Annotated in this window: 21 protein-coding genes; 12 read left to right on the forward strand and 9 right to left on the reverse strand. The window is 58.1% G+C overall.

Annotation, left to right across the window (positions count from 1 at the left end):
* Nucleotides 1–273 precede the first annotated feature (273 nt).
* Nucleotides 274–1758 carry a BCCT family transporter gene (locus ACXAH8_RS12130; protein WP_475218734.1) on the forward strand — a complete coding sequence of 495 codons (1485 nt, stop codon included), beginning with the start codon at nucleotides 274–276 and terminating at the stop codon, nucleotides 1756–1758.
* 558 nt (nucleotides 1759–2316) lie between these two features.
* On the opposite strand, the gene ACXAH8_RS12135 is transcribed toward ACXAH8_RS12130, so the two are convergent.
* From ACXAH8_RS12135 to ACXAH8_RS12145, 3 genes are read right to left on the reverse strand one after another with little or no spacing between them, the layout of a single operon-like run.
* The gene (locus ACXAH8_RS12135; RefSeq protein ID WP_475218736.1) at nucleotides 2317–2643 is read right to left on the reverse strand and encodes a potassium channel family protein; all 327 of its coding nucleotides are present in this window, start codon (nucleotides 2641–2643) and stop codon (nucleotides 2317–2319) included.
* 32 nt (nucleotides 2644–2675) lie between these two features.
* The gene (locus ACXAH8_RS12140) at nucleotides 2676–3902 is read right to left on the reverse strand and encodes an HlyD family secretion protein (RefSeq protein ID WP_475218739.1); all 1227 of its coding nucleotides are present in this window, start codon (nucleotides 3900–3902) and stop codon (nucleotides 2676–2678) included.
* Nucleotides 3895–4233, reverse strand: coding sequence for a hypothetical protein (locus ACXAH8_RS12145; RefSeq protein ID WP_475218741.1), 339 nt, complete (start codon nucleotides 4231–4233; stop codon nucleotides 3895–3897). Before ACXAH8_RS12145 ends, ACXAH8_RS12140 begins: the two co-directional genes overlap by 8 nt.
* A 607-nt stretch (nucleotides 4234–4840) precedes the next feature.
* Here ACXAH8_RS12145 and ACXAH8_RS12150 point away from each other — a divergent pair.
* The 10 genes from ACXAH8_RS12150 to ACXAH8_RS12195 all read left to right on the forward strand — a co-directional run bounded on the left by ACXAH8_RS12150 (nucleotide 4841) and on the right by ACXAH8_RS12195 (nucleotide 13371).
* Nucleotides 4841–5527: a haloacid dehalogenase type II gene (locus ACXAH8_RS12150; RefSeq protein ID WP_475218743.1), complete on the forward strand. Its 687-nt coding sequence runs from the start codon at nucleotides 4841–4843 to the stop codon at nucleotides 5525–5527.
* Nucleotides 5527–6354 (forward strand): alpha/beta fold hydrolase, encoded by an 828-nt coding sequence (locus tag ACXAH8_RS12155; protein ID WP_475218746.1) that lies wholly within the window; start codon nucleotides 5527–5529, stop codon nucleotides 6352–6354. The genes ACXAH8_RS12150 and ACXAH8_RS12155 overlap by 1 nt, the downstream gene beginning before the upstream one ends.
* Complete coding sequence (locus ACXAH8_RS12160) at nucleotides 6351–7325, forward strand: threonine ammonia-lyase (protein ID WP_475218749.1); 975 nt, start codon at nucleotides 6351–6353, stop codon at nucleotides 7323–7325. The genes ACXAH8_RS12155 and ACXAH8_RS12160 overlap by 4 nt, the downstream gene beginning before the upstream one ends.
* A gap of 55 nt (nucleotides 7326–7380) precedes the next feature.
* Entirely contained in the window at nucleotides 7381–8169 is a 789-nt protein-coding gene (gene pcaD / locus ACXAH8_RS12165) for a 3-oxoadipate enol-lactonase (RefSeq protein WP_475218751.1), read from the forward strand.
* A gap of 11 nt (nucleotides 8170–8180) precedes the next feature.
* Entirely contained in the window at nucleotides 8181–8894 is a 714-nt protein-coding gene (locus tag ACXAH8_RS12170) for an alpha/beta fold hydrolase (RefSeq protein ID WP_475218753.1), read from the forward strand.
* A gap of 97 nt (nucleotides 8895–8991) precedes the next feature.
* Nucleotides 8992–10191: a TCR/Tet family MFS transporter gene (locus tag ACXAH8_RS12175; protein ID WP_475218755.1), complete on the forward strand. Its 1200-nt coding sequence runs from the start codon at nucleotides 8992–8994 to the stop codon at nucleotides 10189–10191.
* An 81-nt stretch (nucleotides 10192–10272) separates the two neighbouring features.
* Entirely contained in the window at nucleotides 10273–11364 is a 1092-nt protein-coding gene (locus ACXAH8_RS12180) for a Zn-dependent alcohol dehydrogenase (protein WP_475218757.1), read from the forward strand.
* Nucleotides 11365–11368: 4 nt separating this feature from the next.
* Nucleotides 11369–11737, forward strand: a complete 369-nt coding sequence (locus tag ACXAH8_RS12185; RefSeq protein WP_475218759.1) for a hypothetical protein — start codon at nucleotides 11369–11371, stop codon at nucleotides 11735–11737.
* Between the two features lies 1 nt (nucleotide 11738).
* Nucleotides 11739–12971: a mandelate racemase/muconate lactonizing enzyme family protein gene (locus ACXAH8_RS12190; protein ID WP_475218761.1), complete on the forward strand. Its 1233-nt coding sequence runs from the start codon at nucleotides 11739–11741 to the stop codon at nucleotides 12969–12971.
* A gap of 112 nt (nucleotides 12972–13083) precedes the next feature.
* On the forward strand, nucleotides 13084–13371 hold the full coding sequence (locus tag ACXAH8_RS12195) for an ArsR/SmtB family transcription factor (RefSeq protein ID WP_475219033.1): 288 nt from the start codon (nucleotides 13084–13086) through the stop codon (nucleotides 13369–13371).
* 34 nt (nucleotides 13372–13405) lie between these two features.
* Here ACXAH8_RS12195 and ACXAH8_RS12200 read toward each other — a convergent pair whose 3' ends face one another.
* The gene (locus ACXAH8_RS12200) at nucleotides 13406–16402 is read right to left on the reverse strand and encodes an ABC transporter transmembrane domain-containing protein (protein ID WP_475219035.1); all 2997 of its coding nucleotides are present in this window, start codon (nucleotides 16400–16402) and stop codon (nucleotides 13406–13408) included.
* Nucleotides 16403–16618: 216 nt separating this feature from the next.
* On the opposite strand from ACXAH8_RS12200, the gene ACXAH8_RS12205 reads away from it, so the two are divergent.
* Complete coding sequence (locus tag ACXAH8_RS12205; RefSeq protein ID WP_170472196.1) at nucleotides 16619–17008, forward strand: DUF3307 domain-containing protein; 390 nt, start codon at nucleotides 16619–16621, stop codon at nucleotides 17006–17008.
* A gap of 4 nt (nucleotides 17009–17012) precedes the next feature.
* Here ACXAH8_RS12205 and ACXAH8_RS12210 read toward each other — a convergent pair whose 3' ends face one another.
* Genes ACXAH8_RS12210 through ACXAH8_RS12230 form a run of 5 tightly spaced genes read right to left on the reverse strand, consistent with a single transcriptional unit; the run spans nucleotide 17013 to nucleotide 23731 of the window.
* Nucleotides 17013–17744, reverse strand: coding sequence for a hypothetical protein (locus ACXAH8_RS12210; RefSeq protein WP_475218764.1), 732 nt, complete (start codon nucleotides 17742–17744; stop codon nucleotides 17013–17015).
* 55 nt (nucleotides 17745–17799) lie between these two features.
* Complete coding sequence (locus tag ACXAH8_RS12215) at nucleotides 17800–19104, reverse strand: NAD(P)/FAD-dependent oxidoreductase (protein WP_475218766.1); 1305 nt, start codon at nucleotides 19102–19104, stop codon at nucleotides 17800–17802.
* Complete coding sequence (locus ACXAH8_RS12220; RefSeq protein WP_170719571.1) at nucleotides 19101–19775, reverse strand: TetR/AcrR family transcriptional regulator; 675 nt, start codon at nucleotides 19773–19775, stop codon at nucleotides 19101–19103. Before ACXAH8_RS12220 ends, ACXAH8_RS12215 begins: the two co-directional genes overlap by 4 nt.
* Nucleotides 19776–21329 (reverse strand): trimethylamine methyltransferase family protein, encoded by a 1554-nt coding sequence (locus tag ACXAH8_RS12225; RefSeq protein WP_475218768.1) that lies wholly within the window; start codon nucleotides 21327–21329, stop codon nucleotides 19776–19778.
* Complete coding sequence (locus ACXAH8_RS12230; RefSeq protein ID WP_475218770.1) at nucleotides 21329–23731, reverse strand: GcvT family protein; 2403 nt, start codon at nucleotides 23729–23731, stop codon at nucleotides 21329–21331. The genes ACXAH8_RS12225 and ACXAH8_RS12230 overlap by 1 nt, the downstream gene beginning before the upstream one ends.
* Nucleotides 23732–23840: the final 109 nt, after the last annotated feature.

Below are 23840 nucleotides of genomic sequence, written 5' to 3' on the forward strand. Positions count from 1 at the left end.
AAACCAGTCAAAATCAAAACGCATATTTGCGATTGCAGCGAAAGTTAGATTTCGCCCTGAGCGACGAGCGCGGCGATCAACATCTATGCCTGTGTTGCCCTTGAGCTCAAACTAGGCATCTGATGGAATTGGCTGGTCTATACGAATCGAACGACTGTAAGGCGGGACAAAACGACTATCTGTTCCAATCCGGAAAGAAAAGTTTCCAGCTATTAGAGCTGGATAATCGCTGATACGATTGAGCGAAGCCATTCTTCTTCGATTGGGTAGTTTATGAAAGTTAATGCGCTTTTGATTTCGGCTCTCTTCGTCAGCAGCTGTATTGCATTATGGGGTGTTGTCGACCCGCACGGCTTGGGTTCTGTCTCCTCAAGAATTGTCACAATCCAGTTCGAAAGCCGAGGCTGGTTCATTATGCTGGAAGCCAGCGCACTTTTGTTACTGGCAATTTATCTCGCAGTTTCCAAGTACGGCTCTATCCGAATTGGACCGGAAGGTTCAGAGCCCGAGTTTTCGACTACAGCTTGGATTGCAATGCTTTTCGCGGCTGGTATGGGAGTGGGCCTGCTGTTTTTTGGCGTATCAGAGCCACTTACTCACTTTTCGGTAATACGCGATTTTTCTTCCGATCCAGAAGCCGCAAGGCTCGCCATGTTCGTCACCTATTTGAACTGGGGGTTCCACGCCTGGGCCATCTATGGCGTCGTTGCACTCATAGTTGCCTATTTTGCGTTTCGACGTGAGCGCTCATTGCTGCTAAGCGCTCCTTTGCTGGACGTGTACGGCGAGAAAACATGGACCCGCGGATTGGCTTGGTTGTTCGATTTCTTATCTGTCGTCGCCATAGCCGTCGGCCTAGCGGGTTCGTTGGCCATGGGTGTGTTTCAAATTCAAACAGGGCTGGCAGGGGTTCTTGGAATACCAAATTCTCCTTATCTGACAGCAATTATTTTTGCCGCCATGTGCGTTGCTTTCCTTATTCCTCTGAGACGTGATCTAGGAGAAGGAATGTCAAAACTGTCAAATTTGGCCATGGCGATTGCGATCGGTCTTTTGGTTTTTTTGCTTGTTGCCGGTCCCACGTCTTTTGTGATGAATTCGATCGTCTCGGGTTTTGGACGTTATGTTTACAACGTCATACCTGCCGGTTTTTCGACAACAGAATTTTTTGATCAGAGCATTTCCACCTGGTTTCAGGACTGGACGCTTAATTACATGATCTGGTGGCTTGCATGGTCTCCATTTGTCGGCATTTTCATTGCACGCATTTCGCGGGGTCGCACAATACGCGAGTTTCTGGCCGGGGTCATAATTGCTCCCACTCTTTTTTCGATCTTCTGGTTTGGAGTGCTCGGCGGTGTAGGTTTCTTTGATGTTTTGGATGGCAGCGGTCAACTTCTTGAGGTCAACGAAAAGAGTCTTGATGCGACGACATTCGCGCTCCTGCAACAGTTTCCTTTAAAGTTTATCACGCAGATAGCGACGATAACTGCCGCTTTCCTCTTTGTTGTAACGAGCGTCGTGAGCGCAGGCTTCACACTTGCAATGATTGGAACAGGCGGAGACGAAAACCCCTCGCCGAGCGTTCGAACCGTCTGGGGGGGGGTGCTCGGCGCATTAGGGCTAGCCATGATCCTCGTAAACGATGTTTCACTTGTCAGATCTATTATCGCACTCTCGGCCATTGCGTTTGTATTCATCGTACCAATTCTTGTGGTCTGTCTCCTCAAGTCGCTTTCAAAAGAGGTCGCCAAATGACAGGTTCGATCGTCGATACGGTTTTGAACATATCTGTTTTTTTATACATTGGTTTTTTGATCTGGCTCGCGCTTCATCGCGATTAAAAATTTTTATTTGAAGCGACTCCGTTGAAACCAATGCTCTTGGGAACTGACCGTTTCGGGCTCAGGAGGGTCATTCGCTTCATATCGCGTCAATGTCCGCTGTGCTGACCGAATTTACCTAGAAACTTTGGCGAACTTTACCGAGCCAGTATCTATCGTATTCGATAGCGAGAGTTCTCCCAATGGGTAGATCATCATAAGTTTAACGGTTTAGTTTGGTATTGTTGTCTCACTAACACTGCTCAAGCGACATAACGGGCACGCGCAAAAGACTAAACTTCTTCATACGGCTAAGGCAATACACTGCCTACGTGCAAAGGTTTACAACGGAGCGAATTCATCTGCTAGTCAGGATAGGCGATACTATCGCGTTTAGACCGCTCCAAACTCTGTACCGTGACACATCCTGAGTACACAACAAAGCATAAACTGGTAGACCCACAGCACAGCTGCAAACGAGTGAGAGAGACAACTAGAACTCGGCAACCATCGCAGCCTCGACTGCATGTACACCTATACCTACGACAATGCCTGCAAAGATAAGCCCAACAAATGCGTTAATAACCGCCAAAGCCCGGCTCGCGGGTTTCTCCGGCTTAATGTCTCCGTAGCCAACCGTAGTTGCGTTTATGAAAGCATGGTAAAGGCTCACCCCGGTCGACCAGCCTTCGATCCGACCAATTGATACCCCCAGCATGCAAACCAAAACCGACAGGAAAAGAAGTATCGGTGACAGGTAGATCAGGTCCCAAAGGAAAACTGATAGAAACGTGCAAATGTAGCTGGCGTCGCAACCCATAGCGAAACTCTACCTCACTGCCATTTGGGGGCCTAGTTGAATACCAATGTCTTAACAGGAAGCAGAATGGCCTGAGCACGCAAGACAATTGCATTTGCTATACCCATACCATCCACAATCCTTGCAACGAAGGCCGGCAGGCCCGTGATCTCACCAGCGTCTATTTCCTTTGCTCGGCTCGTATACGCAACGCCCACGCACGCACTTCCGGGCGGGATGCTATCAAGATGCTCTGGAAAAATAGGTGCTAGGAACGCTGTAACTGTACCGGGTCGCGCTCGATCCTGCTGATCCAGAAGCGCATCACCCGGTCGGAACTGTCCCGCAGCAATCGCCCCCTGCACGTCATCCACAACCATCGGGACTATGGTCAACGGTTTAGACGCGCAGGTAATTTCCACCAGCATACCCGGCTTTAGTACGCTGGCAGAAATCTGACCAAAAGCCGCGATAAAACGCCCTTGTCCAGTCACCTCAGGCACCAAAATCCCGGCAGGGCGTAGTATTGGATTTACGATATCACCCGGCTTGAGGAGAAATTGCGTTACCGTCCCATCCACCTCGGCAAATACGGTGGATTTTGATATCTCGTTCTCAGCCTCTCTCAAAACCGCACGCGCAGTTTCAAGCTGTGCAGGGAGAAGGGTGGTTTGGCGCAATTTGGCACCGTCTAACGAGGCAATTGCGGCTGCGCGCTGACTTTCCGTGCCACTCACTGCGGTTTGCAAACGTTCCAGTTCCTGCTCACTAACAACGGTGTTGTTTCGTTCCGCAAGCTCCAGGCGTCGCTCCAAATCGCTCGTCGCCTGAGCAAGGTCAGCTTCTGCCGCCTCAACCCGAGCGGTGGCGCTCGCGACTTCCGTTGCGGTCAAGCCCAAAGCCGCCTCAATCTCTTCGATACGTCGCTGAGCCGTTTCCGCTGCCGCCTCCTGGCGTGTGGTGTCCAGTCGGAAAATCGCATCGCCAGCCATAACGTCCTCATTATTGGCAACGTAGACTTCCGCGACGCGCCCCACACGATCCGAGAGAATGGTAACTGTGCGAAATGCAGCTGAGACATTCCGCGTTGAAGGGTGGAAAAAGAAGATCACCGTGATCAGCGTCACAGCCAATATTGCACATGCAGTCAGACCCCACCGCAACTCGTACCAGACATTGAACAGGGTAATTTCCTGGCCCCACCGCTTGCCCTGCTTGTAGCGGCGATAGAGGTAGTCCGGAACGATTGTGATCAGTGCAGAGAAGACCAACTCAAGCATCGTCGCTCTCCGAGATGTATACGTCGGTCTTGAGCGGAAAGATTTCATGCAAGGGCACGGCGGCGATCAGAATTGCTGCGATCCAGAAAGCGTTGTTGAGGGTGAAGAGGGAGATCAATCCAAGCACACTGACTAACTGCATTTGCACTTTGTGAGCACCTGCTGCCATGCGGTCTGGAATGGCCTGTACAGTGAAGTAGAGCGCGCCAAAACCCAACAGCACTATGACTAGAACCAATCCAACAACGATCAGAAAACCGTCTGTCTCCCCCGGAGGTGTTACCCAAAATGGGAGCCTTGCCATTGCCTCATCAGAAATAGAACTGTTCACCTGCCCCACCCCGCCTTCAAGCGATCACATTCAAATATAATTGATTGAAATCAAAAAGACCAATCTCGCTGCAGATAGCGAAGTGGCTTTAGATCAGCTGAGTAAAGCGCGGGTAAATTAGTTACCGAACAGAACCGAACACGATCGTTTTGAATCGTTCGCAACACTTCGAAACGGAAAAAGCAGTTCGTCGGAACAGTAGACCAAGCAGGGCAGCTAAGAGGTTCCAAGGCTTTCATGTGCGAAGGTTGGTGGAAGAGGTTGTGCATATTGGAGTGTTACACTAACGCGATTCACACGGCAAACGAACACACTACAATAGTGTTTACTATCAGTGCATTAGGCGCTCGGCGGCGTTTCCCCTAGGCTCCACCATATCTCAGATCATTGTCGAATTGGTTTTACTCTTCTAGGCAACAGGGGTGGAATGTCTCTTTTGCATTTAACCCGCCAGGAAAAATGCCTGATTTCTCGTCTCTGCGAAAACGCAAGCTATTCCAAGCACCGCGCCATACTATCCCAAGCCTTACAAAATGTTGTCGGACCTTGGCTCTTTCCTGCACCGCCCTCTTGTGCCACCTTGCGCCAGAAAAAGGGGAGAGAGCAGATGGCAATCACGACCTGCGTATTTGACGCTTATGGGACATTGTTCGATGTAGCCGCTGCGGCACGTCAGGCCGCTGTCGAGCCGGGCTTTGAGGCGCTCCGCGATACTTGGCTGGATTTGGCAAATCACTGGCGGCTGAAGCAATTGCAATACACATGGCTGCGCGCCGTCGCGGACGCGCATTGTGATTTCTGGGATGTCACTCAGGACGGGCTAGACTGGGCGCTCGAGGCGACGGGGCTACAAGGGGACGCCAAGCTTCGCCAACGGCTGCTGGATCTCTACTGGGAGTTGCGCGCCTATCCCGAGGTGCCCCAGATGCTGCAGGCCCTGAAACAGGGTGGGTTGCAAACGGCGATCCTGTCGAACGGGTCGCCGCCTATGTTGGATGGCGCGGTGCAATCGGCCGGAATTGGCGATGTTTTGGACGATGTGCTGTCGGTCGAAAGCGTCGGCATCTTCAAACCCCACGCCAAGGTCTATGATCTGGTGCAAGACAGGTTCGGCTGTGCCCGAAATGAGGTCCTGTTCGTCAGTTCCAACGGCTGGGACGCTGCCGGGGCCAGCGGTTACGGCTTTGTCACCGCATGGGTCAATCGCGCGGGCGAACCGATGGATCGTCTGCCGTGGAAACCGGCGCATGTTTTGTCCGACCTGACCTCGATCCCCGAACTGGCCGGGCTGTAATGGGTGAATTCAAGACGTCTGACGGGCTTCGGCTGTATTTTGAGGAGAGTGGCACAGGCACTCCTCTTCTGTGTCTGGCCGGGCTAACACGCAACGGGCGTGATTTCTCGCTGCTTGCGCCGCATATGGCCGATGCCCGCCTGATCACATTGGATGCGCGGGGGCGCGGGCAGTCGGATCATGATCCGAACCACGCCAATTACAACGTCCTGCGCGAAGCTCAGGATGTTGTCGAGCTGCTGGACCATCTGGCCCTCGACCGAGTGGTGGTTTTGGGCACGTCGCGCGGCGGGATGAATGCGATGACGCTCGCGACACTGCAGCCGGACCGGCTGGCAGGCGTGATCCTCAATGACGTGGGTCCGGTGATTGAACCCTCAGGTATCTCTCGGATTATGGACTACGTGGGCGTAGCACCCAACTCCAAGACTTTTGACGAGGCCGCCGCCGTCCTGAAAGCAGTGATGGAGCCGCATTTCCCCGGCATCCCTTTGGAAGTTTGGCGCATGCAGGCCGAGAACCAGTATCAGGAAACATCCGAGGGGCTGGCCTTGCGCTATGACCCGGCCCTGCGCACGGCCTTATTGGAGCAGGCCGCAGCTGGCAACGTGCCGGACTTATGGCCCTTCTTCGAGGCGCTACAGGGCATTCCGACGGGCGTTCTGCGCGGCGCAAACTCGGATATCCTCAGCCAAGAGACACTGAAGCAGATGCAGTCCCGCCATCCGCGCCCGATCACGTCTGAAGTCCCGGATCGCGGCCATGTGCCTTTTCTGGACGAGCCGCAATCCCTCACCGTTATTCGCAAGATTCTGGACCAAGTATGAGTACAATAGACCTGATCGAAGCCGCCGCCGATCGGCTGCAGGGGCATGTTCGCGAGACGCCCCTTCTGACCTCACCCTTTCTGGACGAGATCGCCGGGCGCCGGGTGTGGGTCAAACCCGAATGCCTGCAACACACCGGCAGTTTCAAATTCCGCGGCGCATGGTCCGCCATCTCGGCGTTGAGCGAGGCGGAAAGGCAGCGCGGTGTGATCGCCTATTCCTCGGGCAATCATGCGCAGGGGGTGGCTTTGGCGGCGGCGAAGCACGGAATCTCTTCGGTGATCATCATGCCTTCGGACGCGCCGCAGCTGAAGATCGACAACACGCGCGCCTTGGGCGGTGAAGTTGTTCTGTACGACCGGGCTACAGAAAGCCGCGAAGAAATTGGCAATGCACTGGCCTCAGAACGCGGCCTGACCTTGATCCGCCCCTACGACGAACCCCAAGTCATCGCAGGGCAAGGCACTGCCGGCCTCGAGATTGCGCGCCAAGCCAAAGCCGCGGGCGTGACCGATGCCGACGTTCTGGTCTGTTGCGGTGGCGGCGGTCTAACGTCGGGCATCGCGCTCGCGCTTGAGGCGCACGCCCCTGGCCTGCGCGCACGTCCGTGCGAGCCAGACGGGTTCGACGATGTCAAACGCTCGCTGGAGGCGGGGCAGATCAAAAGCAACCCTGCAACTGCTGGCAATATCTGCGACGCAATCCTGACACCGCAACCGGGTGACATCACCTTTCCGATCCTCAACCGCCTCTGCGGCCCCGGCCTATCCGTGACCGAGGACGAGGCGCTGCACGCCATGGCGCTGGCCTTTTTGCGCCTCAAGATCGTGTTGGAGCCGGGCGGCGCGGTGTCGCTCGCCTCGGCCCTCTTCCGCAATGACCAGATCGAAGGGGATGACGTGATCGTTGTCGCCTCGGGCGGAAATGTTGATCCCGGCGTCTTTGCGCGTGCGTTGGAATTCCTGACCTGACACCCATATCGGGTTTGTGCAATCTGCACGCACAGGCCGAGCAAGGAACCAAAGCATGACGATCGCTGATCTGGGTGGCGTTCAGCTAAACTACCGGATTGATGGCGCGCCAGACGGTGCGCCCATCGTATTTGCCAATTCTCTGGGCACCAATCTGCATCTGTGGGACGATGTGCTGCCATACCTGCCCGACGGGCTGCGGATCATTCGCTATGACAAGCGGGGCCACGGACAATCCTCGGTCCCGCCTGCGCCTTACGCCATGGGCGCGCTGATCCGCGATACCGAGGCGCTGCTGGATCACCTCGAAATCCGGGATTGCGTCTTCGTCGGCTTGTCGATTGGTGGTATGATTGGCCAAGGGCTGGCGGTGAAACGGATGGATCAGGTCCGCGCGCTGGTGCTGTCGAACACTGCTGCCAAGATCGGGATGCCGAAAATCTGGCAGGACCGGATGGAGGCCGTCCGCAGCGGCGGGATCGAGGCGCTGGCCGATGCGACGATGGAGCGGTGGTTCTCACGCGATTTCCGCAGCGCCAACCAGCACCTCGCATGCCGCGAGATGATGGTCAGCCAACCGGCCGAAGGGTATCTGGGCTGTTGTGCCGCCATTGCAGGCACCGATTTTTATACGCCGACCAGCGGCCTGCGCCTGCCCACCCTTGGGATCGCGGGCAATGAAGACGGCTCGACCCCGCCTGATCTGGTACGCGAAACAGTAGACCTGATCCCCGGCTCGCGGTTCGAATTGATGCGCCGGGTGGGCCACCTGCCCTGCGTCGAAAAACCCGCTGAATACGCTGCCCTGTTGCAGCAATTCCTGACCGAGATCGGTCACATCTGAAGGAGCGTCCCTTGGCCGAATTTCTGTTGGTCCATGGATCCTGTCACGGCGCCTGGTGCTGGCGCGACCTGATACCCGAGCTTGAAGCGTTCGGCCACTCCGCTCGTGCCATCGACATGCCCAGCCACGGCTCGGACCCGACGCCGATCTGCGAGGTCACGCTGGAAAGCTGCCGAGACGCCGTGCTGGCGGCCTCAACACCAGACGCGATCCTTGTCGGACATTCCTGGGGCGGCTATCCGATCAGCGCCGCGGCCGAGGCCGACCCGCACGCCATGCGCGCGCTGATCTATCTTTGCGCTTATGTCCCGCAGGATGGGTTGTCTCTGGTCGACATGCGCAAACGCGGGCCAGCGCAAACCATTGGCGATGCAGTCGAAAAATCCACCGATGGGCTGTCCTACACTGTGCATCCCGACCGCGTTCAGGACCTGTTCTATCATGATTGCACGCCCGAGATCCTGCCCTATGCCTTTGCCCGGCTCTGCCCGCAGGCTATCAAGCCGCAGGACACACCGCTTTCAATAGGGGATCACTTTGACCAGGTCCCAAAGGCCTATATCCGCACTACCGAAGACCACACTATTCCTCCGGCCTATCAGAAGGACATGAGCGAGCGAATTCCGGCCCATTTGCGGCGAGACATCGACAGCTCCCACTCTCCGTTCTTCTCGCACCCGCGGCAACTTGCCCAAATACTGGATGAGCTATCGGATAAACTTTAGCCGCCTGACGAGACGTCATCCGGGTTGGTGTCTTTGCGCCCTTCCCACATCCTGCTGGCCCCTCTAGGGTAAGCGCCGGGTCATATAGCCGGGTTCCATGCGTCTGCCATTTGTCTTTGTTCTTCTGACCGTCATGATTGACGCGATGGGTATCGGCCTTGTGATGCCGATCATGCCGCAACTGATCGTCGAGGTGCAGGGCGGAACGCTCGCCGACGCCGCCCTTTGGGGAGGCGTCCTAAGCACCGCCTTTGCCGCCATGCAGTTCGTGTTCGGGCCTATTCTGGGCAACCTGTCAGACGCCTATGGCCGACGGCGTGTTTTGCTGGTCTCGTTGTTTGTGATGGCTTTGGACTATGTGGTTATGGCCATCGCGGGCAGCATCTGGTTGCTTTTGATCGGCCGTCTTGTCGGCGGCATCACAGCCGCAACCCATGCGACCGCGGCTGCCTTCATGGCCGATGTCTCGAAACCCGAAGACAAAGCCGCCAATTTTGGCCTGCTCGGCGCGGCCTTCGGCATGGGATTTGTTCTGGGCCCCGTGATGGGAGGGCTACTTGCAGAATACGGAACGCGCGCGCCTTTTTGGGCGGCTGCGGCACTTTCAGCCCTCTCATTCGGCCTCGGGCTGATGGTCATGCCCGAAACGGTCACAGACAAAACTCGCCGCGCCTTCAGTCTGCGACGCGCCAACCCCGTTAATGCGCTGAAGGCCATCGCCGCCCTGCCCGGCGTTCGCCCGCTGTTGTGGGTCTATTTCCTCTATTCGGTGTCAATCTACGTCTACCCCGCGATCTGGTCCTATTTCACGACCGAGCGTTTCGGGTGGTCGCCTCAGATGATCGGGCTGTCTCTCGGCGTCTATGGCATCGGCATGGCCGCCGTTCAGGGCGGTTTGATCAGACCCGCGACTCGTCATCTTGGGGAACGCATGACCATCATCTGCGGCATGGGTTTTGAGGTCATCAGCTTCGCTTTACTGGCCTTTCTGACCAATGGCACCATCGCCCTGATGCTTATCCCGATCACCGCCTTGGGCGCCGTGATCACGCCCGCCCTGCAGGCACTGACCTCGCGCGCGACGCCGGATTCGCAACAGGGTGAGCTTCAAGGCGTCCTGACTTCTCTGCATGCCTTGTCCATGGTGATCTCGCCTCTGTTGATGACCAGCGTGTTTGCGTGGTTCATCCGGCCCGACACCGCGCTCTACCTGCCCGGAGCGCCGTTCCTCTTGGCACTGGTCCTCATGGCCGCAGGGTTTGTCCTGTTTCTGCGCGCCCGACCTGCCGTGGCGTAATACCGACATACCCGTGACGGTTTCCGTCTTGCGAGATGCCAATTCCCGCGCCACCGTATTCCAAACGAAGCGAGGGACGACATGCAAACCATCAAAGCCGCCGTATGCCGGGCGTTCGGGGAGCCTCTGACCATAGAAGAGGTCCAACTGGCCGCACCCGGCACCGGGGAAGTCGAGGTTACACTGGACGCGGTGGCCATTTGCCATTCGGACATCTCATATGCCGATGGTGCATGGGGCGGGTTCCTGCCCGCTGTCTATGGGCACGAGGCTGCCGGGGTGGTCACCGCAGTGGGCGAGGCCGCAGGAGATTTCAAACTGGGCGACCCGGTGGTCGTGACACTGATCCGGGCCTGCGGCTCTTGCCCGTCCTGTGCAGGTGGCAAACCTACGATCTGCGAAACCCCCTATGACACGGTCAAAGGTCCGTTGCGCACGAGCGACGGGGGACCTTTGGAGCAGGCGATGGCCTGCGGCGCCTTCGCCGAGAAAGTCGTCGTCAGCCACCGGCAGATCGTTCGGATTCCGGAAAGCCTGCCCAAAGACCTCGCCAGCCTGTTGTCCTGTGGTGTGATCACCGGGGTCGGCGCAGCGGTGAACGCCGCAGGTTTGCGCCCCGGGCAAGACGTGGTGGTGATCGGCGCGGGTGGAGTGGGCCTCAACGCCATCCAAGGCGCTCGGATCGCTGGCGCGCGCCGTATCGTTGCGGTCGATATGACCGAAGAGAAGCTTGAAATCGCCAAAGAGTTCGGTGCCACCCACGGGGTTCTCGCCAGTCTGAAAGAACCATGGAAAGCAGCCTACAAAGCACTGGGCGGGCGCGGTGCAGATGCGGTTTTGATCACCGTCGGCGCGATCCCCGCCTATGATCAGGCCCCACGTTATCTGGGTCTGGGCGGCAAAGCCGTGATGATCGGTATGCCACATTCCGGGGACGAAGCTAGCTATGAACCGGTCATCCTCGCCGCGTTGGGACAGGGTCTCGTGGGGTCAAAGATGGGCGACGTGGTTATCCAGCGAGACATCCCCTGGATGATCGATCTCTATGAGCAAGGGCGGCTGAAGCTGGACGAGCTGGTCTCGGGCCGCTGGTCTCTGGATCAGATCAATGAGGCGATTGCCGATACCAAAACCGGGTCTGCCAAACGCAACGTGATCCTGTTCGACAGGTAGGCCGATGCTGCGTTTCCTGACCGATCTCTTCAAACCTGAGGCTGCGAAGCCTGCGCCGTCCACCTCGGAGACGTCGATGAATTTCGATCTGGCAGAGGTACCGCCTTTCCTGACAGGCCTCGCCAACAACCCCCGGTTTGGGCTGCCCGAAGCACTGGTCACCCAGATCACAGCCAACCTGTCGGATTTGCCCGTGGACCAAAGCAGCCGTTGGCAGATCGAGGGCAGTTTCGACGGCAAACCAGCGCTGATCGAAATTCAGGCCTTCATGGATGACGTCGACGCCCCGGACATGGCGTTCTTTGGCAGCGCTGAGGTGGTGGCCGAGATTGACCGCGAACTCATTGCCTTTGACCAAGCACGAGAGGGCTAGGATGAAACTGCAAGACCTCGATATTATCGTCACGGCCCCGCCAGCCCCCGGTTGGGGCGGGCGCTATTGGATTTTGGTCAAGCTGACCACGGATACCGGCATCGCCGGCTGGGGCGAGTGCTACGCCTCGTCCATCGGACCCGATGCTATGCGCCACGTGATCCGGGATGTATTTGAACGCCACATGCAGGGCGAGAATCCGGAAAATATCGAGTTGATGTTCCGCCGCGCCTATTCCTCGGGCTTTACGCAGCGCCCGGACCTGACTGTCATGGGAGCGTTCTCGGGGCTTGAGATCGCGTGCTGGGACATTCTGGGCAAAGACCGCGACCGCCCGGTCTATGCGCTGCTGGGCGGCAAGATGAACGACCGTATTCGCGCCTATACCTACCTCTACCCCCTGCCCCAGCATAACCTGACCGACTTTTGGACCTCGCCCGAACAGGCGGCTGAGGCTGCGGCAGAAGCGATCCGTCGCGGTTATACCGCCGTCAAGTTCGACCCCGCCGGTCCCTACACGATCATGGGCGGGCACATGCCTGCGATGTCCGATATCTCTATGTCCGTTGCGTTTTGCAAAGCGATCCGCGAGGCGGTGGGCGACAAGGCTGATTTGCTTTTCGGCACCCATGGCCAGTTCAACACCGCAGGCGCGATCCGCTTGGGCCAAGCGCTGGAACCATACTCTCCGCTTTGGTTCGAAGAACCGACCCCGCCCGACAATATCGAGGACATGGCCCGCGTCGCCCGCAACGTCCGCATACCTGTCGCGACCGGAGAGCGCATGACCACCAAAGCCGAATTTGGCGCGGTTCTGCGCGCAGGCGCGGCGGAGATTTTGCAACCGGCTTTGGGGCGTGCAGGCGGCATCTGGGAAATGAAGAAAGTCGCTGCGATGGCCGAAGTGTTCAACGCGCAGATGGCCCCGCATCTTTATGCCGGGCCGGTGGAGTGGGCTGCGAATATCCATCTGGCGGCCTCCATCCCGAACCTGTTGCTGCTGGAAACCATTGAAACGCCATTCCATGACCAGTTGATCAAGGGCTCGATCCGGGTTGAGGATGGGTTCGTGACCCCTCCGACCGCTGCAGGGCTTGGGATCGAGGTGGACGAAGATCTGGCTCGCGCGCATCCCTACAAAGGCGACGGGCTTCACCTTCAGATGCAGGAAGAACCTTGCGATTACGCCAATGGTAACGCCTTTCAGGGCGGGGCTCCCGCAACCGAGGGGTGACATTATAACGTTTCTTAGGGCATAATGTCAGAAAACTTAGTTGAAGAACGGTTGACCGGTGACACTGAAAGACAGCACCACTCAAGCCCCGGCATCGGACGGATTGGCGGAAATGAAAGGCAACGCAGCCCGTGCCGCCGCGTTTCTGAAAACGCTGGCGCATGAGGGCCGCCTGATGATCCTGTGCCACCTCGAAGACGGCGAGAAATCGGTAGGAGAACTTGAGGCGCTTTTGCAGATCCGGCAAGCCGCCGTCAGTCAGATGCTGGCACGCCTACGCGAGGACGGTTTGGTCTCGACCCGGCGCGCCGGAAAAACGGTGTTCTATTCGCTTGAGGATGGCAACACGAAACAAGTTATCGAGTTACTCTATCAACTGTTCTGCAAGCCGAAAGACTGACGGTTGAGTGTTCTGGGGTTAACCTGAAACAGCGCTAGTTCGAGACATATCCCGCAACCACCTGAAGCAGCTTGAACGCCGTCGCCGCGTCATTTTCGACCACGGCCAGGAATTCCTCTTCCCCGATACGCAGGCAGGACAGATCGGTTTCAGCCACCATGCTCAACGCGCGGGGTTCCTTACGTATCAAGCCCAACTCGCCCACCAACGCCCCCGGCCCGACGCGCAGGATCAGCTCATCCGGCGTGCCCGTTTTAGGCAGATACAACCCCGCTTCGCCTTCGAGGACGACGTATGCACCATCCGTGGGTTGGTCATCTTTGAGGAAGATCACCTGCCCGGCAGAGGCGTCAAACCACCGCGCACCAAAGGCCAGCAGGCGCAACTGTCGCCGATCAAGGCCAGAAAACAGCGGCGTCTGCTCTAGGGCGCGCAGCTTGCGGGCCAAGTCGGCCGAGGCGGCACTATCCTCTTCCACATCCCCCGGTCCTTCATCCGTGACAACCCGACCTTGCCGGATCTCTACATACATGTCGAAGACATCGGGGTTTTGGAATTGATCGTTCAGATAGATGACCGTGGTCTCGGGCAGCAGCGCGCGCAGGTTTTTGTAGACCGCGACCTGCGTCTGCATGTCATAGCTGGCCAGCGCGTTTTCCAGGATCAGGATGTCGGGTTTCTTGATCGTCGCACGGGTGAACGCCAGGGGTTCGGCAAAGACTGCGGGCAGGTTCTGACCACCCAGCGCGACCGGCACATCATAGATCAGCTCAACCACCAACGGACGCGCGCCGTGTTCGGCCAGAACATCAACAATCAGCTTGCGCACCTCATCTGAACGCGCACCGCCGATCTCGCTGACCTTGCCGAACAGCGCGTTCTCCATCACGGTCAGGCCGGGCGCGACGGCTTCGGGGTCCAGCGGCACGAACACGTCCATCAACGGCCGCATGAGCTTATCCGAGTGGCTGTGGCGCAGCTCCAGAATGCGATCCTTCAACTCATCCGAAAAGGCCGGGCCAATCTGTTCAGCCGAGACGACCAGAGGCACTGCCAACAAGGTGGCCAGCTGCTCGTCGTCCAGCCCCTCAGCGCCTTCCTTGCGGGTGCGCTCGACAAGTTCGACTGCTGTCTCGTAGGTCTGCGCCTCAAGGCCTAGCTTGCGGAACAGCGGGTGATCCGTTCCATCCAGACCGAAGATCTGGCGCAGCATGTCGATCACATCACGGGTCAGCGCGATCAGAGTCTCGTCCAACCCCAGCTCGCGCAACTGACCTAGAAAGACCCTCTGCTGTGCTAACAGCGCTTGCGTGACCGGCACGCGAGGCGTGGCAAACAAAAGATTCTCGGCCACGGGCAAGGCCGGGTTATAGGTGGACTTATCGAAGATCAGTGCCTGCTGTTCCAGCCCTGCCTGCTTCACCGCCTGCTGCACCAACGGGCGCAGCTTGACCAATTTCTGCGCCAGTTCCGGATGAAGTTCCGCGTCGAAAACCTGCTCGGCTCCGCGCTGGAACAAGGCCGCGCCTGACCCCATCCCGTCAATCAGTTGCAGCCACCAATCCCGCAGGTCTTCAGCCGAATCCAGCCCCGCCAGAGACGGGTCCAGCCACTCGGCCTTGAAAGGATCAGTGCTGTTGCCCGCGCGCAAGGTCTCAGTAAATCCGGGATCGTCGCCGCCCTCCGACAGGGGCTTGTAGCGCATCGGCATCATCACGTTGTCGCCCAGCGATCCCTGAAACATCACTGGTCGCGATGACGCATACCCGATCCGCGCGGCGACGACGCCCTGATGCAGTTCGGCCAGATTCTGCTCGCCAATACGGACACGCCCAGCGCTTGGCAGAATCTCACGGGTCAGCAACTCGGCAATGGCGCGGCGGTCTTCTTCGCTGGGCGCGGCGATGCCGATTGTTTTGCCATGCGGGAAGGTCAGGTTCAGATCGTCCAATATCTGGTTGCCGTCCATGTCGCGCACCGACACCCGATCCAGTGCGATGTCGCCATCAAGATGCGGTCGGGTCTTTGGCTCACCCTCAAACAGTGCCTCATCCTGCATTCCGGCCGGCGCAAACCGTTCGATCACAACATCCCAGCGCAACGACATGTCCTGAGTCTGGTTGTAGTAGGTCAGCAGTTCCTTCCACGGAGAGCTGAGATCCTTATAAGCCGCCAGCGCCGCCACCAGCGCGCCCAACGAGACCGAGCCCTGCAGGACCAGCAGACCGCCCACCAGATAAAACATGAACGGTGTCAGCTGTGATATGAAGTTGTTTATGAACTTCATAAAAAACTTCTTCTGGTAGATCTCGAACCGGATCCCGAAGAGCCGCCCCAGCTGATCCGAGATCATGGCCCTGCGATACCGCCAGCCCCCATTTGCGCGCAGGGTCGAGGCCCCCGCCGCGTTCTCGCCGATCTGGGCGGCAAGGATGCGTACCTCCTGAATGCGCTTTTTGTTGAGAAGGTTGATCTGGCGCTGCAGCTTGGGAATCAGCCAGGCCTGCACGGGGATCAGCGCCACTGCCGCAAGGCCGAACCAAACGCTTTGTAGAAACAGAAACGACAGGATGGTGATCATCTGCCCCGCTTGCAGAACCGGCTGGCTGATCGCATCCCCCATCAACCCGCCCATCGGCTCGCTTTCAGCGGTGATCATCGAGACCATCTCGCCTTGGCTGACACGCTCGAAATAGGGCTGGGGAAAGCGCAGGGCGCGGCTGATCAACTGATAGCGAAAGCGGCGAAGCATCCGCTCGCTCAGGACACCTTTCATGGTGTTGATGCGCATTTTCATCAGGCCGTGGGCCAGCACCGCCGCCAGAAAAGCAAAGCACAGAATGATCAGGAAATTCGTCTGCGGCAGGCTGTAGCCCCAAACCTGAACCACGCTGCTCGAGGCACCGATCGCGTCATTGATAATACGTTTGGGCAACTCCAACGTCAGGTAAAGCAGCGGAAACAACGTCGAGGTCACGGCCAGCAGGATCAACTGGTCGCGCTTGGAATATTTCCAGATGAAGCGGAAAATCGTGCGTTCTATGGAACCTGTCCCTGCTTTTGATCAATGATCCGGTTTCGAAACGATGCACGGAAAATTAACAGTCTGAATTTACAGTAATCTTGCTTTGCTAGGCAAATAGTTTCCGACAAAGTGCCAATCTTTGCGCATGTGTGAACTAGTTCATTTGCCTACACGCATTTTAGCGCCTAGAGTTCCCTTTAGGACGATATCGGGAGGATACGTTTGCCCGAAAGCTATGGTGCCGTGTTGCTGTTGCTCTGCTTGTTGCAGATCAAACATATGTTCGCGGACTTCTATCTACAGACGCCCAAGATGCTGACCGGGCGTGGCGAGTATTTTCATTTGGGACGCGCGCAACATGCGGGGGTGCATGTTGTGGGCTCGGCCCTTATTTTTTTACTGTTTGGAGCACCGATCAGCTTTATCCTGATCATCTCGGCCCTAGAATGGATCATCCATTTCAACATTGATTTCGCCAAGGCCAGCTATTCCGACAAGAAGAAGCTACAGCCCAATCAGGCCGCGTTCTGGCGGGCAACTGGGCTGGACCAGCTGATGCACAGCCTGACCTATATTGCGATGGTTTGGGCCTGGATCACTTTCGCCGTCTGAGGTCTTAGGCGACGCGGTCCATTCGAGCGATCTGGTAGGCGGACATCCAAAGGCGGTCGACTGCATCCAACTCGTCAGGATCAAACTGCTGCTCGGATTCCCAATACCGCCCGGATGGCACGTAGTAGCCGAGGCGTGCTTCGGCCTCTAACGCGTCCTGCACGCCAACGATCGACGGCATCGGTGCGTCTTCCATCCGTGACGCGCGAAGCGATGGATAGAGCAGCCTGCTTTCACCCTCCGACAAGCGCACCATGCGACAGCCCTGCGCGGCGGCAAAAACGCCCAATCTGGCCGACTTCGCCTCAAGCGACCGCAATGAGATGTCGGCACGCAGCGGATCAGCGGTTCCGTTGCCGTAGAAATGCGTCTTCCCCGACCCGGGATAGACCATATCGCAGCCGAAATAGGCAATCACCGACGGCGTAAGGGCGGACAGCGCCCAATAGCCTGCGGTAAACGCCATGGTGCCGCCCGCATAGACAAAACCGCCATAGGCGTTTTGCCGAGGCACGTAGTCTTCGGCTGTCACGATCCTTTGGTCTTTCGACAGGGTTGCGGGTCGGTTTTCCGGCGGAAAATCCTCAGGGTGGATTAGGATGTCCCAATCCGGACGAATACGCCATGCGTTGTTGATGGCCACGATATGCGTGAACGGCGTCCGATCCCAATCCCGGGCGGCCACCGCTGACGGCGCACTGCCAAGGATCAGGACTTTGTTTGGCGTCTGAGGCATCACGTATCCGCTCCTTTTCGCGTCTATGTGATGTTAGGGCCAATTGTCAGGCTGACTACCCCAAGACCGAAAAACTGCTTTCTTCGTTGATCGGGCGGTTGCGCGAATAGAATCCGACATCAATCACGCGCTTGATGTAAGGCAGTTCGAACTGCAGCGGTTCGGCATCGTGATCTGCGCCGCCCTCACAATAGTCGATCAGAGCCGTCATCATCTTGCCCGCAATCGGCGCGTTCTTGTATTGGTTCCCGCTGGTGCCGCAGGCCATGTAAAACCCCGGCAGGCTGGATTTATCGTAGATCGGAATCCAATCGGTCGACGCATCATAGAGGTCCACCACGCCCCGCGTTTTGGACGGAATACCTAAGCTCGGCACCCGCTGCGCATAGCGCATCGCCTGCGTCGTCCACTGGTCTGTGAAATCGCGGTTATATGTCTTGTCATCCTCGCACCATTGATGCGGATCGCATTCAGGATCCTCGGACCCCACGAGGATATGGTTGCCATGCTCGGGGCGGCAATAGCAGGCGATGTCACTATCCGAGACGATGGTCCCGTTGTTTTCGAAATCGAACCCCTCAGGCGCGGGAACATGGACCACTTCCTGCCGCAGCGGGCGGGTTTCGATGGTCATGTCGTCCAGAACGCCCGCCATGCCGTTGACAATGGCCGATCCCGGCCCCGCCACGTTTACCACGACCTTGGCACGAATTTCTTCGCCCGTAGCCAGTTTGACACCAGCCACGCGCCCGTCCTCAATCAGGATTTCAACAACCTCGGCCCCGGTGCGCAGCTCAGCCCCGTTCTGGATTGCCGCATCCATCAGGTTCTGCGCCGAAAGTGCCGGGTCGGTGACATAGCCTGCCTGAGGCCAGAACACACCGCCCCGCATTTTGCGCCCATTCGGTTGTCCGAACTCCGGGTCGTCCATCCGGCGGGCGGGGGCGAAGCTTTCCATAGAATAGACCGGCAGGCGTTCCGTGACCGTCTCGGGCGACCATTCCTCGAACGGGCAGTCCAGATCCGCACTGTTTTGCATATGCTTTTCCAGCATCCCGTTGGCGTCTGTTTTCATCACCAGACACCCAGTCTCGCGGAACTGCGCCAGATTGGCATCTGCAGGCAAGCCCAGATACGCGGCCCAATCGCGCCAATAGTGATACCCCTCCCACGCGAAAGCCGTGCCATCGAACGTCGAGTAGTGCATACGGATGATCGCGCAGGACCCTGCGGTCGAGCCATGGCCGACCTGCGTATTGCGGTCCAGCGAAAGGGTTTTCCATCCGGCCTTGGCCATCTCGAACGCGATGGCCGCGCCAATGACGCCTGTCCCGATTATGATTGCATCTGGTTGGCTCATTCTGTCTTTCCTTCCCAAAAGCGCTTGGAATAAGCGCGAAATTCTTCAATTTCCTCGGCCCGAGGCTGAACCCCTGTGAAAGCATGCAGATAGTGGGGCACCAACGAAAGCCGCGTTTCCATCGGCTCGTTCAGCTGCGCCAGATCATACCCGATCTGCATGTAGTAAAGGACGCGCGCCCGGGTTTCGGCTTCAATGTCCGAATAGCCAAAACGCGCAAACATCGCGTGCAGCGCCTTGAGGCGCCGAGCGTCGGACTGATCCAGCGCATTGCGCACCTTGCCCGATTTGCGGGCCCAGTCCCGGATGGCAAAATCAAGCGCCGTGTCGAACAAATCCGTATTCACCACGCATCGCTGCACGTTGCAGACCGCACTGGTAATTGTTTCGGCTGGGGCCTCGGACTGCGCGATCAACGCCGCCGTATTGGTCGCTTGCCACCGCGCCAGCAAAGCATCAAGAAGTTCCTGCCGCGATTTGAAGTACCAATAGAAAGACGAGCGGGAAACGGCCATGCGCTCGGCCAGGTTCATGACCTTAATCTGATCCACCCCGTCCGAGATCAGCACGTCCATCGCCACATTCAGCCAGTCATCTCGCGTGACTTTGATATTGCCGACCAGAGGCTCGGCCTTGGGGTCATCGCGGTGCAGGATCGGTTTGGTGCTCATTCAACTCTCCGGCGGCGCGCCGCCTTCGGCAGTTCGCTTAGCGATGAAATCGTGCAAGGCGCCCAGACGATCACTATCACCTACGGGCGGTTTGAAATCATTCAGGATGCCTTTCCAAACACCCGTTGCACGTTGATTGGCGTCGACAGATCCACGCTCGGCCCAGGTGCCGAAATTGGCGTAGTCATGGACATGCGGCTGGTAGAATTCGGTATTGTAGCGCTCCATCGTCTGGGACGAGGCAAAGAAATGCCCGCTGGGGTCAACCTCACTCAGCGCGGTGTCAAAGCCGATTTCGGCCTGTCCGGCCTGCGCACCGGCACACAGTTCAGCTACCATGTTCAGCACTTCGGCATCGCAGATCATCTTCTCAAACGATACGCTCAACCCGCCTTCAAGCCAGCCCGCCGAGTGGATAATCACCGTCGCCCCGGCCATCAAACAGCCCCAGAGGCCGAACTGGTTTTCATTCGCCGCCTGAACGTCGTTGATGTTTGAGGCCGACCCGGCCGCTGACCGCCATGGCAGGCCCAGGAACCGTGCCAGTTGGCCCGCAGCCAAAGACGCTTGAAAATGTGATGGCGTCCCAAAGGCCGGAGCGCCGGATTTCATGTCGACGTTGCTGGTGAAGGTTCCGTAGCAGACCGGCGCGCCTGGGTTCGTCAATTGCGTCAGGGTCACGGCCGCCAAAGCCTCGGCATGGGAAAGCGTGATGGCCCCCGCGACCGTGATCGGGGCCATCGCCCCCATCAGGGTGAACGGTGTGACGATCGACATCTGACCATGGCGCGCAAAATCGATCAGCCCCTGCGCCATCGGGATATCCAGCGTGCGCGGGCTATTGGTGTTGATGATCGTATAACAATGCGCGTTGCCCCGGAATTCATCATCCGAGAGCCCTCGTGCGATAGACAGCATCTCAAAACTGTCCAACACCTGTGGGGTGCCGCGCGAGAAGAAGAAGGGGAACTTATCCGTCAACTCCATCTGCGCCTGCGTTGTGAAATAGTGGCGAAGATGGGTCGGCACATCCTGCGGCTCGACCTGAGGCGAAATCATCTGGAAGACATCGAAGTGATGCGTCAGCTTCAGGAACTCGATGTAGTCCTCACCCGACGCAGGTCGCCTGCCCCGTTCCAGATCGGTTGCGTTCGGGGCGCCTGCACCCGGTTGAAACACGAGCGAACCCAGTTCTAGCGAAAAGTCACGGTCCCGCGCGCCGGCACGACACGCGATGGATTTTGGGGCCGAGGCCACGGCGGCCTCAACCAGATCGCGCCCGACAAAGACCATCTGAGTATCTTCGTCCACACGCGCACCTGCCTTGGCAAAGATGCGGCGGGCTTCGGGCAGCAGGACTTTCACCCCAAGTTCCTGCAACACGCGCAGCGCCGTCTCGTGCATGTCCGCGATCTGATCTTCGGGGAACACCTCCATCTGCGGGAAAGGGTTGCGCAGCTGGCGGTAGTTCACATCACGCGAGGGCGGTGGGGGGGCATCTGCACCCCGCCCGCGCCGTCGCCGACCACGCTCGGATGTCTGCGAGATCACCATCAGCCCCTCATCGCCTTGCCCTGCGGATCGTAAGGAGATGGCGGAACTACGCGCGCAGGCCTTTCCACACCAACCACATGCACGGTCAGCTCCGTCCCCAGTTCGGCCTTGTCGCGATTGATCAGTGCCATCGCCAGAGACTTGCCCGTGTAGTGCCCGTAGCCGCCCGAGGTGACAAAACCCACGCGCTCGCCATTGGACCAGATCGGCTCATACCCGCTGGCGTCGGCATCCACGGCATCGACCTCAAGCGTCACCTGTATCTGAGCCGGGCCATTGCCGTCACGCTCGGCCAAGGCGGCCGCTTTCCCAACGAAATCCTTGTCCCAGTCGATCCAGCGATCCATTCCGGTCATGCCCGGCGTATAGGCTTGGGTGAATTCAGCTGACCAGATTCCGAAACTCTTCTCCAACCGGGTTGAGAGCATGGCATTAAACCCGCACTCGCGGATACCTTCGTCAGCCCCAGCCTCCAACAGCATCCGGCGCAGCTTGATGTGATCGCCATAGCGACAGTTGATCTCATAGCCCTTTTCGCCGGTTACAGACATGCGGGCGACGCGGGCGCGGACCAGACCGATATCGAAATCTCCGCAGCTCATGAATTTCAGGTCCGAGATATCCTGTTCCGCTAACTTCTCGATCACGGTCTGTGATTTCGGACCGACCACGGCAAAGCCGCAGTATTCCTCGCCCAGATCACGGACAGTCACGCCTTCCATCATGTGGTCGTCGAACCAGCGCATGTGCCACGCACGAAGGTAGTAACTGCCCATGATCCACCATGTTCCGTCACCCCAGTTCAGCACGGTCAGGTCCCCTTTGAGCCGCCCGGTCTCACCTAGCATCGGAGCCAGCTTGGCGCGCCCCGGTCCCGGCAGTTTCGAGGCCATGACCTTGTCCAGCCAGGCCTGCGCATTCGGACCCGTCACTTCGAACCGCGAGAAGCCCGAGATGTCCAACAGGCCAACTTCTTCGCGGAGCGTCTTGCATTCCTCTGCCACTATGTCATGGGCGTTCGACCGCTTGAGGGTCGGCGTTTCCTCGAACCCTTTGGGCGCGAAATAGAGCGGCACCTCCAAATCCCAGCTGACGCCCCATTTGCACCCGGCCTCGGTCATCGCATCATGGGCCGGGGCCATTTTCAGCGGACGTCCGGCGGGCAATTGCTCATTCGGATAGGTCATCACGAAACGGCGCGAGTAGAACTGACCGGTAGTTTCGCGGATGTAACGTTTGTTCTGCGCGAAATCGCCATAGCGGGCGACGTCCATTGGCCACGCGTCGGCCTCGGGCTCGCCATGGATCATCCACTCGGCCAGAGTTTTGCCAACGCCGCCGCCCTGCAGGAACCCGGCCATCACGGCGCAAGCCGACCAGTAACCACGCTTGCCCGGAACCGGCCCGACCAGAGGGTTCCCGTCAGGAGAGAATGTAAACGCGCCATTGACCCATGTTTTGATGCCGACATTCTGGATCGAGGGATAGCGCTCAAAGCCCAGCGTCAGCTCGTTCTCGATGCGGTCGAGCTGTTCTTGAAACAGCTCCTCGCCGTAGTTCCAGGGCGCGCCGTCCATGGCCCAGTGTTCATGGTCGACCTCGTAGATCCCGACCAGAACGCCCTTCTGATCCTGCCGCATATAGGTGAAGCCTTCGAGGTCGACAGTCATGGGCATCTCGAACTCGGCCTCGGCAACTTCGGGGACCGTATCAGTAATCAGGTAGTGGTGTTTGAGCGGAGAGACCGGCAGCTCCACTCCGGCCATCCGGCCCACCTGCTTGGCCCAAAGGCCTGCCGCGTTCACCACATGCTCGCAGGTGATTGTGCCCTTGTCGGTTACGACTTGCCAGCCATCGGCGGTCTGCGTCAGGCTTTCGACCTTGGTTTCCTCATAATATTCTGCGCCACGCTTCTTTGCCGCCGTCGCGTAGGCCTGCACCGTGCCGGTCGTGTCGATATAGCCCTCGCGATCCGCCCACATCGCGCCCAACACGCCATCGGTGGACATGATCGGGCAACGCCTCTGCGCCTCTTCCGGGGTCAGAAGTTCGCAATCGTCAATGCCAATGGATTGGAAGATGCGGTAGTTTGCCTGCAGCCACTCCCAGCGTTCCGGGGTGCCAGCCAGCGTCAAACCGCCAGTCATGTGCAAGCCGATATTCTGGCCCGATTCCTTTTCGATCTCACTGAGCAAGTCAATAGTATAGGCCTGCAAGGACGCCATGTTCGGGTCTGCGTTCAGCGCGTGAATACCACCCGCCGCGTGCCAGGATGACCCCGAGGCCAGCCTCCGCCGCTCCAACATGACGACGTCCGACCAGCCGAACTTGGCCAGATGATACAGGACCGAGGCCCCAACGACACCGCCCCCGATGACCACAACGCGATACTGAGATTTCATCCTGCCCTCCGCTGCACGACTCGGGTGAAACGCTAGAGGCACTGTTCACTTCTGTCTAGACATTTCTGTACAGTGTCGAACACAAGCTTGTGTCAGCCAATTCAGGTGC

The sequence above is a fragment of the Ruegeria sp. ABV3_008 genome, assembly GCF_056161185.1.

Coding starts and splice junctions, on each gene's coding strand:
- ACXAH8_RS12160 (WP_475218749.1), top strand. CDS start 6,351: ATGAGTACAATAGACCTGATCGAAGCCGCCGCCGATCGGCTGCAGGGG.
- ACXAH8_RS12130 (WP_475218734.1), top strand. CDS start 274: ATGAAAGTTAATGCGCTTTTGATTTCGGCTCTCTTCGTCAGCAGCTGT.
- ACXAH8_RS12195 (WP_475219033.1), top strand. CDS start 13,084: ATGAAAGGCAACGCAGCCCGTGCCGCCGCGTTTCTGAAAACGCTGGCG.
- ACXAH8_RS12135 (WP_475218736.1), bottom strand. CDS start 2,643: ATGGGTTGCGACGCCAGCTACATTTGCACGTTTCTATCAGTTTTCCTT.
- ACXAH8_RS12210 (WP_475218764.1), bottom strand. CDS start 17,744: ATGCCTCAGACGCCAAACAAAGTCCTGATCCTTGGCAGTGCGCCGTCA.
- pcaD (WP_475218751.1), top strand. CDS start 7,381: ATGACGATCGCTGATCTGGGTGGCGTTCAGCTAAACTACCGGATTGAT.
- ACXAH8_RS12155 (WP_475218746.1), top strand. CDS start 5,527: ATGGGTGAATTCAAGACGTCTGACGGGCTTCGGCTGTATTTTGAGGAG.
- ACXAH8_RS12190 (WP_475218761.1), top strand. CDS start 11,739: ATGAAACTGCAAGACCTCGATATTATCGTCACGGCCCCGCCAGCCCCC.
- ACXAH8_RS12140 (WP_475218739.1), bottom strand. CDS start 3,902: ATGCTTGAGTTGGTCTTCTCTGCACTGATCACAATCGTTCCGGACTAC.
- ACXAH8_RS12225 (WP_475218768.1), bottom strand. CDS start 21,329: ATGGTGATCTCGCAGACATCCGAGCGTGGTCGGCGACGGCGCGGGCGG.
- ACXAH8_RS12150 (WP_475218743.1), top strand. CDS start 4,841: ATGGCAATCACGACCTGCGTATTTGACGCTTATGGGACATTGTTCGAT.
- ACXAH8_RS12175 (WP_475218755.1), top strand. CDS start 8,992: ATGCGTCTGCCATTTGTCTTTGTTCTTCTGACCGTCATGATTGACGCG.
- ACXAH8_RS12220 (WP_170719571.1), bottom strand. CDS start 19,775: ATGAGCACCAAACCGATCCTGCACCGCGATGACCCCAAGGCCGAGCCT.
- ACXAH8_RS12180 (WP_475218757.1), top strand. CDS start 10,273: ATGCAAACCATCAAAGCCGCCGTATGCCGGGCGTTCGGGGAGCCTCTG.
- ACXAH8_RS12185 (WP_475218759.1), top strand. CDS start 11,369: ATGCTGCGTTTCCTGACCGATCTCTTCAAACCTGAGGCTGCGAAGCCT.
- ACXAH8_RS12230 (WP_475218770.1), bottom strand. CDS start 23,731: ATGAAATCTCAGTATCGCGTTGTGGTCATCGGGGGCGGTGTCGTTGGG.
- ACXAH8_RS12215 (WP_475218766.1), bottom strand. CDS start 19,104: ATGAGCCAACCAGATGCAATCATAATCGGGACAGGCGTCATTGGCGCG.